The sequence below is a fragment of the Bacteroides sp. 4_1_36 genome, assembly GCF_003466325.1.
Classification (GTDB): Bacteria; Bacteroidota; Bacteroidia; order Bacteroidales; family Bacteroidaceae; genus Bacteroides; species Bacteroides uniformis.
On sequence record NZ_QSOX01000012.1, the window covers coordinates 57,154 to 69,329 of the forward strand.

The 12,176-nt window shown below is 43.7% G+C and carries 10 protein-coding genes and 4 tRNA genes; 7 read left to right on the top strand and 7 right to left on the bottom strand.

Annotated elements, in window-relative coordinates:
* Positions 1–115: 115 nt before the first annotated feature.
* The 3 genes from DXD65_RS12680 to DXD65_RS12690 form a co-directional block, all read right to left on the bottom strand.
* Positions 116–1,513, bottom strand: coding sequence for a DUF5723 family protein (locus tag DXD65_RS12680; protein WP_057254077.1), 1,398 nt, complete (start codon positions 1,511–1,513; stop codon positions 116–118).
* Positions 1,514–1,667: 154 nt separating this feature from the next.
* Complete coding sequence (locus DXD65_RS12685) at positions 1,668–3,434, bottom strand: S41 family peptidase (protein ID WP_005830610.1); 1,767 nt, start codon at positions 3,432–3,434, stop codon at positions 1,668–1,670.
* Between the two features lie 108 nt (positions 3,435–3,542).
* Positions 3,543–4,526 carry an adenosine kinase gene (locus DXD65_RS12690; protein ID WP_005834458.1) on the bottom strand — a complete coding sequence of 328 codons (984 nt, stop codon included), beginning with the start codon at positions 4,524–4,526 and terminating at the stop codon, positions 3,543–3,545.
* An 81-nt stretch (positions 4,527–4,607) separates the two neighbouring features.
* On the opposite strand from DXD65_RS12690, the gene DXD65_RS12695 reads away from it, so the two are divergent.
* The 5 genes from DXD65_RS12695 to DXD65_RS12715 all read left to right on the top strand — a co-directional run bounded on the left by DXD65_RS12695 (position 4,608) and on the right by DXD65_RS12715 (position 5,758).
* A tRNA-Asn gene (locus tag DXD65_RS12695) sits at positions 4,608–4,681 on the top strand.
* 21 nt (positions 4,682–4,702) lie between these two features.
* Positions 4,703–4,776: transfer RNA gene (locus DXD65_RS12700), tRNA-Asn, on the top strand.
* Between the two features lie 21 nt (positions 4,777–4,797).
* Positions 4,798–4,871, top strand: a tRNA-Asn gene (locus tag DXD65_RS12705).
* Between the two features lie 21 nt (positions 4,872–4,892).
* Positions 4,893–4,966: transfer RNA gene (locus tag DXD65_RS12710), tRNA-Asn, on the top strand.
* 186 nt (positions 4,967–5,152) lie between these two features.
* Positions 5,153–5,758: an outer membrane beta-barrel protein gene (locus DXD65_RS12715; RefSeq protein ID WP_005830614.1), complete on the top strand. Its 606-nt coding sequence runs from the start codon at positions 5,153–5,155 to the stop codon at positions 5,756–5,758.
* Between the two features lies 1 nt (position 5,759).
* On the opposite strand, the gene DXD65_RS12720 is transcribed toward DXD65_RS12715, so the two are convergent.
* The 4 genes from DXD65_RS12720 to DXD65_RS12735 all read right to left on the bottom strand — a co-directional run bounded on the left by DXD65_RS12720 (position 5,760) and on the right by DXD65_RS12735 (position 8,614).
* Positions 5,760–6,464, bottom strand: a complete 705-nt coding sequence (locus DXD65_RS12720) for a ComF family protein (RefSeq protein ID WP_005830616.1) — start codon at positions 6,462–6,464, stop codon at positions 5,760–5,762.
* A 31-nt stretch (positions 6,465–6,495) separates the two neighbouring features.
* Positions 6,496–7,293, bottom strand: coding sequence for an inositol monophosphatase family protein (locus DXD65_RS12725; protein WP_005830618.1), 798 nt, complete (start codon positions 7,291–7,293; stop codon positions 6,496–6,498).
* A gap of 9 nt (positions 7,294–7,302) precedes the next feature.
* Positions 7,303–7,770, bottom strand: coding sequence for a hypothetical protein (locus DXD65_RS12730; protein WP_016272409.1), 468 nt, complete (start codon positions 7,768–7,770; stop codon positions 7,303–7,305).
* 241 nt (positions 7,771–8,011) lie between these two features.
* Positions 8,012–8,614, bottom strand: a complete 603-nt coding sequence (locus tag DXD65_RS12735) for a DsbA family protein (RefSeq protein WP_005830624.1) — start codon at positions 8,612–8,614, stop codon at positions 8,012–8,014.
* A gap of 304 nt (positions 8,615–8,918) precedes the next feature.
* On the opposite strand from DXD65_RS12735, the gene DXD65_RS12740 reads away from it, so the two are divergent.
* Both DXD65_RS12740 and DXD65_RS12745 read left to right on the top strand, forming a co-directional pair.
* Positions 8,919–10,031 (top strand): CHAT domain-containing protein, encoded by a 1,113-nt coding sequence (locus DXD65_RS12740; protein WP_117887701.1) that lies wholly within the window; start codon positions 8,919–8,921, stop codon positions 10,029–10,031.
* A 10-nt stretch (positions 10,032–10,041) separates the two neighbouring features.
* Entirely contained in the window at positions 10,042–12,111 is a 2,070-nt protein-coding gene (locus tag DXD65_RS12745; RefSeq protein ID WP_117887702.1) for a tetratricopeptide repeat protein, read from the top strand.
* Positions 12,112–12,176: the final 65 nt, after the last annotated feature.

The window sequence follows — 12,176 nt, forward strand, 5'->3', positions numbered from 1 at the left end:
TGTTTATAGGTATTTACCAGCAAAGATAAAGCTTTTTGCGTTTTCGTAAAAACAAAATCGCAGATTATCCTCTTTTATAGAAAGATAATCCGCGATAATATCCAAATCCAATTTATTAATTTTCAGCAGTTTTCTGTTTTCCCAAAGGAATAGAAACACCCAAGTAAGCATTGACATTCTTCGTATTCTTACCAAAGAACATATAATCTGTTCCTGCAAAGAAGGAACCCAGTTTCAGTGCCAGACCGAAGGTTTTACCGGCTCCTTGAAGTACGGAATAGCTGGCAGCTACATTGAAAGCATTCGTCGGACGGATGCAGGCAGAGAAAGTCAGCTCATTCAAAGTTTTCGGTTTGGCAAAACGACCGGTATACAAGGCACCCACTACCAGCCAATCATTCAGTAAGGCATATTCAGCGCCAAGAACCATTGTAGAAGTCAATCCACGGGTACGGCTCTTCTCAGAAGCCTCCTCCGTCTTGAGCTGCAACATGTCATAGTTAAGAATCTCGCCGCTGTTCACAATATCCATGAACTCCTGCTGCGAGGCCGGGTCAAGAAGATCATAAGTCTGCTCTGTATTGGCTCGCGCTATACTGGTATTCGATTTAGACCATTTGATAAAGCCCAAATCAAGAACTGAAGCAGAAAGTGTCAATTTATCCAGTAACTTGTAAGATACTCCCAAATCAATAGCCCCACCATATCCGGCAAAACCAAAACTGCCAAAATCGATTTCATCGATATAATCACCATTCTCATTCTCGGGAAGTTCTAACAGCTTTGACGAGTTCTCCAAAGTTGCATCCACTTGAATGGAAGCTTTACTCGTCACTCCTGAAGAGCCGACAGAAGGAGTTTCCACATGAATCTGGTTGATGTTCAGCTTTAAGTTACCGATACCCAGCAGCATCTTCACCTTACCACCCACAGCCAGTCGGTCTGTGATATTCCTTGCAAAGCCAAGGCCGACTTCCGCATAGGAATTTATCTCAAGCTTCTGTCCATTAATGGTTTCGTTAATACCCAAATAGTCAGAAATATTGTCACCGAACTCCCGGCTGCTCATGTTATTCATAAACTGGAACATGGTTTTCGGTATGGCGGCACCGATATCATTACGCAACCCCACATTGACTGACCAGAAGTTCTTTCCTTTATACCACCCGGCAGACAGAATGTCGGTACTCAAATTCACATTCAAGTTATTGGTAGCATCCAGTCGGTTCATAAAGTCATTGCTCATGAAATAGTCGCTATCATCACTGTTCTCAATAATGTCCATAATATCCCTATACCCCAGGGAACTGGAGTTGACGGTAGCATTCAACGAACCTATCACGGGAATATTCAGATAACCGCGTCCCGGCATCAAGGCCGGATTGAGCTGCATACGCTGGTTACTTCCTTCCATAAAGTAGGAAGTGCGCAGGAACTGGGCTTGTCCGGAAAGAGAGAAGCAAAGCAACAATACCACAAACAGCCATACTCTCAGAGAATTCAATTGTTTCATAACCTTGTCAATATTTTCATTATCACCTGCAAAAATATAAAACAAGTTAATACCCTACAAACAACTTAACCGGATAGTCGTGTATAAAAGGCTTATACAGAGACTATCCGGTATAAATTAAGGAGCAAATAAAAGAATCCTCTTAAGAGTGTCCTTATACTATTTCATCATAAACATGTTCATTTGCTCTCGTAGCGGTACTCAGAAAAACCGGGGCTGTCTCCTTTCTTTGTTGCAGAGACATTGACGTCACTGCCGGAGCACTCAACATTTCCTTATATTTTTCCGGAGCAGTGAGTATCTTTACAGCCTCTTTCAAATCATCATCATCTTTCAACTGCTGGATAATGCTTCCACGCTGGAAATAATAACGTTTGATGATTTCTACCGCAATCATGCTCTTGATGTCCTTGGAGAAATGGTCAAGGTCACGGTCCAGATTATGCGACAATTTTTTCTCCAGCGCTTCAAACTCTTTCGAAGCATCAGTCAGATAGCCCTCAAATTCGGCCATCTCCTTCAGGTTCTTCAGCATCTTCTCTGTCTGCTGGTCGTATTTGAAGTCCGCCTTTTTCACCATCGCCTTGAAGTCCGCATAATCGGCATCTGTAATTTCAAACTTCTCTGCTGAAGGGATGGTAGGATGTTTCAGGCAATAGTCCGTGGCATAATTGAAAATAAGATTGTCATTGACAAGATAGAACAGAATGTTGGGCAGCTTCTCCTGCTTCACCGCAATGTCCGGAGTCACGCCTCCACCATCCCGCACTTCACGTCCGGCAGCCGTATGGAACACGGTAGTAAGGCTGTCCGGAATACGTCCCACACTGCCGTCCTCATTCCGGTGCTTGTAGTCGATAGCCTGCACACAACGGCCGCTGGGAATATAATATTTGGAAGTCGTCAGCTTCATGGTACCACCGTATGGCAACGGACGGGTGGTCTGCACCAATCCCTTACCGAAAGTACGGTTACCGATAATGACCGCACGGTCAAGGTCCTGCAAAGAGCCCGCAAGGATTTCTGACGAAGAAGCCGTTCCGCCATTGACCAGAACAGCCAAAGGAATTTCCAGATCCAACGGTTCACGCAATGTCTTGTAGGTATTGCTGGCTTGCTTAATCTTACCCTTTGTCGTCACAAGTGTTTTTCCGCGAGGCAGAAAGAAGTTGGCTATCTCTATAGACTCATCCAGCAAGCCACCCCCATTGTTCCGCAAGTCAATCACCAACGAAGTCATCCCCCGCTTCTTCAAGTCCAGAAAAGCCTGCTTGAACTCCTTGGAAGGATTCCCCGAGAAGGTGCTGAGATTGATATAACCTATATTATTATCCAGCACCGTATAATAAGGTATGAACGGCAATTGGATGGAACGGCGCACAATGTCGAAATCCAACGGTTTCTCTGTACCGGGACGTTGCACTTTCAGCTTGAAGCTGGTACCCACTTGTCCGCGAAGCATCTCGCTGACTTCCTGGTTGTTCTTTCCGGCAAGGTCTTTTCCGTCAATTTCCATCAAAATATCTCCGGCTTTCAGGCCTACATCGGCAGCAGGCATATTCTCGTATGGCTCAGATATCATGGAACGTTTCAGTTTCGGATTCCAAGTAATCACAGAACCTATACCACCATAGGAATTCTTCAGCATCTGCTCCAATTCGCTTTGGTCATCTTCCGGATAATACTCCGTGTAGGGATCCAGCGAGTAGAGCATGGCATCAATGCCTTCACGGATAGTCTTGTTCGGATCAATCGTATCCACGTAGAACATATCCAACTCTTTCACAATGGAATTGAATATATCCAGATTCTTTGCTATTTGGAAACTGCGGCTATCACCACTCTTAAACCCCCAAAAACAAACGGCTCCCGCTACAATCAGCAAGGTAACCATCCAGCGTATCTTTAAAATTCTTCTCATAATTATGATAATGTGCTAATATGCCAATGTGCCAATGTGCTAATAACCTGCAGCGTAATAGCGAAACAAATATTGCGCAGCCAATTAGCACATTGGCACATCAGCACATTAATTAATTAATAAAATTTCTTCCTTGATTTTTTCCCATTGTGCAGCCTGAAGCTCTGTACCCACCACTTGTATCACATCTTTGGAGAGAAGGGAGCCTATCTTGCCACATTTCTCCAGCGAGTAGCCACACGTCAGTCCATACAAGAAACCTGCCGCAAAATAGTCGCCAGCTCCTGTAGTGTCCACCACTTTCTCTACCGGAGCCGCTTGTACCTGCACCATCTCTGTACCTTTGCGAATCAGAGAACCACGGGCACCCACCTTTACAATGGCTATGCTACACATTTTGGCAATGATATCCAATGCTTCCTCCGGTTCCTTACCCGTAAAAGCCTTTGCCTCTTCCTCATTGGCAAAAACAATATCCACATATTTGTTGACCAACAGAGAGAAAAATTCAAGGTCTCCTTCTACTATATTGTAGCTCGCCATGTCCAAACATACTTGTAAGCCGGCCTCTTTAGCCAGCTCAATGGCACGGAGAATCATATCATGGTCTTGCACCAGATACCCCTCTATAAATAGGTAAGCATATCCTTTGAACATATCCAGCGAAAGATCTTCCGCCTTCAATGTAGAAGCCGCCCCCAAATAAGTGCCGAAAGTGCGCTCTCCATCAGGAGAAATGAAAGTAGAGGCTACACCGGACGGAAGGGTAGTGGAAAGCAATAAATCCGCCTCTGTCCCATGCTCCAGCAGACTATCCCGGAAAAAGTTACCGTAAAAGTCATTGCTTACTTTTCCGATGAATCCCGTACCCGCACCAAGGCATGCCATTGCCCGAATTGCGTTTCCGGCAGAACCTCCGTTAGCCAGATGCGTCTCCATCCGGCTGAAATACTCACTAATTTTCAAGAACTTATCTTCATCAATCAGAGTCATACTTCCTTTCGGGAGCTGCATCTCCGTCAAAATATTATCATCCTCAATGATTGCCAGTGCATCAACCAAAGCATTGCCCAACCCAATTATTTTATCCATCTTCGATATTTTTTTTGCAAAGATATTGCATATTTCAAAATATCCTATTACTTTTGCAGCGCATTTGAGAAAAAACAACATTCTTCCTTAGCTCAGTCGGTTAGAGCATCTGACTGTTAATCAGAGGGTCCTTGGTTCAAGTCCAAGAGGAAGAGCGAAAAAACTTGAATGCATATTCTTCCTTAGCTCAGTCGGTTAGAGCATCTGACTGTTAATCAGAGGGTCCTTGGTTCAAGTCCAAGAGGAAGAGCGAAAAAACTTGAATGCATATTCTTCCTTAGCTCAGTCGGTTAGAGCATCTGACTGTTAATCAGAGGGTCCTTGGTTCAAGTCCAAGAGGAAGAGCGAAAAAACTTGAATGCATATTCTTCCTTAGCTCAGTCGGTTAGAGCATCTGACTGTTAATCAGAGGGTCCTTGGTTCAAGTCCAAGAGGAAGAGCGAAAAGGTTCGTCAATTAGGCGAACCTTTTTTGTTTTCCCACATTATCCCACACAAAAGACAAACATTTCTATTTCATATTCAAAGATTTAACATACATTTGCCAAATGTAAAGTAAGGAGTTTCATAAAAGCACCTGTCTTTATTTATTAGAAAAACATATTTTAATCCAAACACCAAACTACAATGAAAACTCTTTTATTCTTTTTAGTCATAGGATTCAGCCTATGTACCGCTGGTAAAGCACAAACCTCTCTTGTTTCTACGCGAGAAAAATTCCGCCACCATGAAATATCCGTCAGTTACGGCTTCCTCCCCATTACCGACGCCAATAGTATAGCCGAAGAGTTTATTGCTCCGACAGCAAGTTTTGGAATCTATACACGCGAGAAGACCAGCTATTACGGCGCTCTGAATATCAGTTATATTTATAGAATCAACCGTAAAATCAGCCTAGGCGTAACCGGAGGAATAACCGGTAATAGAGGGACGGCCAGTAGCCTTTATGAAGTTTTGGATGAGAATAAGAACGATGACCGGCGCTATCTGTATATCCTCCCCACCTTCCGGTGGCATTGGTTCACCCGCCCCCAATTCTCCCTATATTCCTCTGCAGGGCTCGGCGCCTATTTCCTCCGGAACAGCTTTGGAGGAGACACTTATCACAAAAAGGAATTTGCCTATCAGTTCAGTTTTCTGGGTATCGAATATGGAAATCAGTTTGCCTTCTTCACCGAATTCGGCGTAGGATATACGGGAACAATCGTGGCAGGCGGACGTTTCCGCTTCTGATTCACGAACCCGCCACTGCCAGCGTCAGGATACTAACATGTACGCCTCCCACATCTTTAAGCGCATCGGCACATGCAGTTGTAGTGGCTCCGGTGGTCAGTACATCATCCACAATAAGGATATGTTTCCCCACAAAGCGTTCCGGATAGCGGAGAAGGAAAATACCGTCTACATTTTCCCAACGCTCGTAAGCAGACTTTCGGGTCTGCGTTTCCGTATGTCTTCTGCGCAGCACGGAGGACACATCAATAGGAATACCCGTTACGGCAGAAACGCCGCGCGCTATACATTCACTCTGATTGTATCCGCGCAACTTTTGTTTGCGGGGATGTAGAGGAACGGGGATAATTACGTCTATACCACGGAAAAAACCGGTAGCCGCCAGCTCCGCTGCCATAAAACGCCCCATTATTTCTCCCAAATCTTTCCGGCCTCCATACTTCAGTTGATGCAGGATGTGGCGGAAATCACTTCCTTTGTGATAATAAAAGAAGGAAGTGCCGCGTTCCAGAGGTATCTTCCCCCAAAACATACGCTCCACGGAGTTGTCTTCGCGAAGATGATAGTTTGTCCGTGGCATATTCATATTACACCTGATGCAAATGCCCTCTTCTCCCTCTTGCAAAGAGCTCCCGCATACAGCACACTGACGCGGGAAGAAGAGATGGACAAAGGACAAGAACCAGGCTTTAAATGTGTTTTCCATAAAAAAGTGTAATAAGGCAATAAGAACCGTATCAGAATGGCAGCGCCTCCCGTACCAACCGCAAAAACAACGGATGCAGCGGCCCGTTGGTGGCTATGATATGATGCCCTTCTATAAAGTTCTCGTTTCCCAAAAAGTCTGTTACCTTACCGCCGGCTTCCAACACCATGAGTGCAGCCGCAGAGAAATCCCACTTACCGATAAAAGCTTCCAGCCAAGCGTCAAAACGTCCGGCAGCCACATAGCAGAGGGCAAGCGCCGCCGAACCATTCATGCGAATGCCTGCAACCTTACCGTAAAGTTCGTGTATCAAATGTTCGCCCGTACGGGCATACTGCTCGAAATTGTAGGGTAACTCTGTCACCACAAAAGCGTCTTTCAGTTCACTGACAAGCGAAACACGCAACCGTTCTCCGTTCACATAGGCTCCTCCTCCTTTCCAAGCATAAAAACACTCGTCTCGGCAGGGTTCATAAACCACACCCAGCAAAAGCGACTGCTTGTCACGCAAGGCAATACTTACACAATAGGGAGCATTGTCGTGAATATAGTTCGTTGTCCCATCCAAAGGATCCACTACCCAGCAATACGTTTCGTCACTATAGGCAGCAGACCCTTCTTCGGCAATGAATCCGGCTTCGGGAAGCAATTTCCTAAGGGCAGATACAACCTTTTTCTCGGAAGCCTTGTCCACATAAGATACATAATCGTGCGCATGTTTTTCCTGCACCACCTCCCGACGGAAACTTTTCCGCTCTTCCTTCAAAAAATGCCCGGCTTCACGGGCTACACAGCAGACAGCCTCTGTCAACGCCTTCAAATTTTCCATATTCTTATATTATTTACCATTCGCATCTTCCTGATAAATGAGCCTCCCCCGTTGGCTGACCGTCCACTCACCGTCTTCCAGACGTACGTTTTTCGTATCATCATCTTCCACATTCCAGGCATATCCACCGGCAGGCAGACCTCGACGGTCCAGAATTTCGTTCGAAACACCTTCCTCCGAGAAAAACAACTCCACTTGCGTAGAGTCCGGACTGAACACCAAGAACAAAGTCTTCCCGGCATCATCCACTGCATTCATGCGGACACCTTTCTCCCACAAACGGATGCAATCTTTCTGCACCTCGCTCCACGTATATCCGGCAGAAGCAATACAACCATGTTCGTCTTTATCACTACCAACCACGGCCTCTTTTTCCTTTCTCTCCGAAGTTTCCGCTTCCTTTTTACCGCCGTTTCCACAACCGGTCAACAAAGCTCCGGCACATATCAGGCACATAGATACAACCTTCATATTCATACGCTTGTTTTTATTAGTTTTCAATTGACAAAGTTAAAAACAAATCGGCAGTACTAAAAGTTTCTTCCCTTTTTATACGCACGGCTCTTTCGTTTAAAGGAGTTATCGGGAGTCAGAAGGAGTCATCAGCCGGCAAGTCGGCTTAGGAGTTAAAGCCGATAGTTCTGTGAATACATACACAAGAGTATCGGCTGTAACCCCTAGCGGAGCAAAGTGATAACTCCTCTAACTCTCTTGCTTGTCATGGCTTGAGATATACCACTGTTTTTCCACTACCATATTTGCGAATAATACCTTCTTCCAGAAATAGGTTCAAATCGGCCACCGCCTGATGTTTCGCCTTTCCGGTCAGCTGTTCATAATCAGTACGCGTAATGCAGCCATACTTATTCAAATGCTGCAACAGTTTTTTTCTCCGCTCCTCCAATGTCAATTTGGAATGAGAGATATAGGGAGATGCTTTCCGTTCCAGCTCCATTGTCTGAAAGCGGTTGCGGAATCTACTGCTGATACGTAAGTTCACATTCTGAAAATGTACGGACGGAGAGCGAATATCCTTTTTATTCGCCACGGCCTTGTCGCACTTCAATGACAACGAAAAGAATCCCAATTCGCCCACTTCAACTATCCATCCGTCTGCCAGCCAACTGTGCAACTCATCCGTTATAGCCTGCAACGTGCCATCGAGAATGGCAGGGCTGAAACCGGTAGCCTTGTGAACCAGTTCGCGGAATTTATCGGCAGGAATGGTTCCTTTGGGAAGAATACGGGCGTGAAGCAGCTTTTCTTCACCGTCCTCCGGAGAAGGATTGGGGGTCTGGTATAAATCGTAATAAGCACTCATATAATTTAGAATATCAGTTGGGCAATATTATTCATTCAATGCTGCAAGAACAAGTCCTGATGCACCGAGTTTAATTCGTTAGACAATTGTTGCTGTTTCGTTAAACGTCCATCTTACGAAAGAACAATAATTGTCTAACGGAAAGAAGACATCTGTCTAACGAATTAAAAACAACGCCCAAAAGTATTAATAAAAAGGGAAGTAGGGATTAAAAAAGGGGAAAAATCGCTCTAATAATAGGTTCATTGGCGTAATAAAAGCTTTTATTCAGTTGGTTTTTAAACAGACTCTTAAATGAGCAAAGTTGAGAATAAAAAGTTGCCGTTCCAAACAAAGAAAGAATGTTTATTTTGCTCCTGCTGGGCGACTCCATAACATCGCCATAGAACACCTTCCAAGCAGCGACTCTACTTTTATAGCGGAACAAATAAATTTCTATCGGTTGTCGTCTACGCGACAATTGGTTATGATAAAAGACAAAAGCCATATTAAAGAAGCTGTTCTCTATGGAGGTCTTAAATATGATGCTGATACAACAGCTTTAGTAGTCGAAAACAAAAAATATACTGATATTCCTCGAGACTTGAATATTCAACATACCTTCTATCCGGATTCCCTAAACCTGCGTGACGGAGCCAAATACCTTCCCGCCACTAAGATAGAAGCTGAACAAATTAAACAAGCACTAGAGAATACGAGACTTCAGCCAGCCTTATATATGGATTTACGAGGTACAGAAGAATCTTTTAAAGCTTTATCAGGTAAGAATATCAGTATGCTACATATCGCCACTCATGGTTTCTATTGGACAGAAACAGAAGCCAGACAGACAAAGGATCTTGATTTCTTGATGATGGGAGACAATAACCAATCACGCTACGTAGAAGACAAAGCATTGACTCGATCAGGACTGCTATTGTCAGGAGCAAATATTGCACTGAAAGGAAATCCTTTGCCGGAAGGATTAGAAGACGGCATACTCACCGCCAAAGAGCTTGCCGGTTTAGATTTACGAGGGTTAGACCTGGTAGTACTTTCTGCCTGCCAAACCGGACTGGGAGAAATAACCGGTGACGGAGTATTCGGCTTGCAGCGCGGTTTCAAAAAAGCGGGAGCCAACACATTATTAATGAGTCTCTGGAAAGTGAACGATAATGCTACTCAACTCTTGATGACACAGTTTTACAAGAATCTGCTCGCAGGAAAGAGCAAATTTGAATCTTTGCGCGAGGCCCAGAAGTATGTACGTGACTACGAAGTTGAAATTGAAACAACTCCCGACAAGCGCTGGCAGTCAGAAGCCAGGCAAAAAGAAAAACAGAGCAAAAAGCCTATGCCCAAAGAGTTCAAGAAAATAAAAAAATATAAGGATCCCTTTTACTGGGCTGCATTCATTTTATTGGATGCAATTGATTAACTCTTAATTTATGAAAAACATGAAAAATTACTTATTGTGCATATTCCTTGCAGTATTTACCATCAGTATTTATGGGCAAAACCACAAGAATGCTGCGGACTATAGGACAGATGCAATAAATGGAAACGCGATTGCACAATTCTATCTCGGACAGAGCTACTTTAGGGGATGGGGTATAAAACCTGATACCATACAAGCCGTTTATTGGTGGCGAAAGTCGGCTGAGCAAGGAAATCCTGCTGCACAAAACAATATGGGTGCAGCCTATAGTAATGGCTGGGGGAATTTAACCCAAAATAAAGAAACGGCCATCTATTGGTATAAAAAAGCAGCTGAAAAAAATGGGGCTTTTCCACAAAAGAACCTTGGACGCATATATGAAGACAAAGAAAACTATGAAGAGGCTTTTATCTGGTATAAAAAAGCCGCCGAACACAATAATAGCCCGGAATCTTATTATGCACAAAGCCGCTTAGCCTATTTACTGAAAAACGGGTTAGGAGTCACAAAGAATTACCCCGCCGGAATGGCATGGACAAAACGAGCAGCTAAAAACGGGAATGCAAGCGGACAGATTTCGCTTGCAATCTCTTATGAATACGGCATAGACAACATCTTGAGAAAAGATGGGAATTCAGCGTTATATTGGTACAAAAAGGCTGCTCTCAACAAAGACATTGGAGAACTCCAGAAGTCTATAGCAGAAGCTGCCATAGAAAGATTGGAAGAAGCGGGATTCAACGGACAGAATACTCTCCTCAAAATGATACCGGACTATAAACCATTCTACACTGCACCTTCGGAAAGTGAACAGAAAAGCATGCATGAATCTGTTCGCAATAGCACGGTAGAGTGGGGAAAAACAATAGGAGGGGAGGCTTTTCTAGGACAAACCCAAAATGATGAAATAAATGGATTCAGGGTAGAAGTCAAAGAAGATAATATTAAAATTGGCTTTACTAAAAACTCAGAATTCACTTTATTCATCTATATTCAAGAAGATGACATAATAGTTAAAAATGGCTCTGAAAATGGTGTAAAATACAACCGAAACACCGGAAAACCGTATATGCTGCTCCGCCCCTACAGTTATGAAATAGAAGCCAAGGAATACCCCGGACAAATATTCGAACGGACAAACTACACAAACGGGAATAAATATTGGGGAGAAACCTATAATGGACAACGCCACGGATACGGCATTCATATCTGGGAAAATGGGGATATGTGGTTCGGCCCTTGGAAGGATGGTGAAAGAAATGGATACGGCGCTTACTTTGATATTACGGCACACACCATTCAGTCAGGAAAATGGATTGGAAATGAATTGATAGCCGGTACTTCTTATATCTGTAAAGAAAAAGCGGAACCGGTTCTTCCAGCCAGAACCAGAACCGTTTCAAAACCATTTTCCTATAGCGGTACTGTTCGCTATATAAATTTACCGACCAGCTCATACATGTCATACATCACAGAAGCCATCAACAAATGGGGGAAATGCCGTACCGGAGCAATCACTATGTATGGAGCAGGAGTAGGAGTGTATGGGAATAGTGGATATGCCTACACCGGCAGTACTCCCAGCAGGCTTAAGAAACGTATAGAAGAAGCTAACAGTAGCAATTCTGAAATAACAGACATCAACATCACTGAAAATGGCAACTATGTAATTATCTTAGGCGGTTCAGGGTATTGGGCGCTTGGACACCCAGAGAAATTTCTCAAAAAACTGGAGCAGTATCGTACAGGAGATTTAAGAGACGACAATATTCTTTCGGCCTGCTTCAATGATAGAGGAGAATGGGTAGTTATCACGGACAAGCATTACAGCTATTCAAATGAAACCATCAAAAATTTCATACTGAAAGCCGAAGAACTATACGAAGAGGTTTACTATGCCTATATTACCAATTACGGGATGATAGCTTGCTGCAAAAACGGAGTATATTACAAAAACATTCCATCCAATTTGGCAGAGGCATTGAAGAAACTCACATTCAAACCCAAAGTCATCAAGTTTACAGACAATGGATTGTACTTGATTACAGATGGAGAATCACAAAATTATTATTTTATGTAATCACCCATTTTTTTTAAATATAGGCAATAGGTTATAGCATAGGACTTTCCATGTCGTCAAATGGC

Excerpts from the sequence above, each read along its gene's own strand:
- DXD65_RS12715 (WP_005830614.1), top strand. The coding sequence starts at position 5,153 with ATGAAAACTCTTTTATTCTTTTTAGTCATAGGATTCAGCCTATGTACC.
- DXD65_RS12690 (WP_005834458.1), bottom strand. The coding sequence starts at position 4,526 with ATGGATAAAATAATTGGGTTGGGCAATGCTTTGGTTGATGCACTGGCA.
- DXD65_RS12725 (WP_005830618.1), bottom strand. The coding sequence starts at position 7,293 with ATGGAAAATTTGAAGGCGTTGACAGAGGCTGTCTGCTGTGTAGCCCGT.
- DXD65_RS12745 (WP_117887702.1), top strand. The coding sequence starts at position 10,042 with ATGAAAAACATGAAAAATTACTTATTGTGCATATTCCTTGCAGTATTT.
- DXD65_RS12680 (WP_057254077.1), bottom strand. The coding sequence starts at position 1,513 with ATGAAACAATTGAATTCTCTGAGAGTATGGCTGTTTGTGGTATTGTTG.
- DXD65_RS12685 (WP_005830610.1), bottom strand. The coding sequence starts at position 3,434 with ATGAGAAGAATTTTAAAGATACGCTGGATGGTTACCTTGCTGATTGTA.
- DXD65_RS12735 (WP_005830624.1), bottom strand. The coding sequence starts at position 8,614 with ATGAGTGCTTATTACGATTTATACCAGACCCCCAATCCTTCTCCGGAG.
- DXD65_RS12720 (WP_005830616.1), bottom strand. The coding sequence starts at position 6,464 with ATGGAAAACACATTTAAAGCCTGGTTCTTGTCCTTTGTCCATCTCTTC.
- DXD65_RS12730 (WP_016272409.1), bottom strand. The coding sequence starts at position 7,770 with ATGAATATGAAGGTTGTATCTATGTGCCTGATATGTGCCGGAGCTTTG.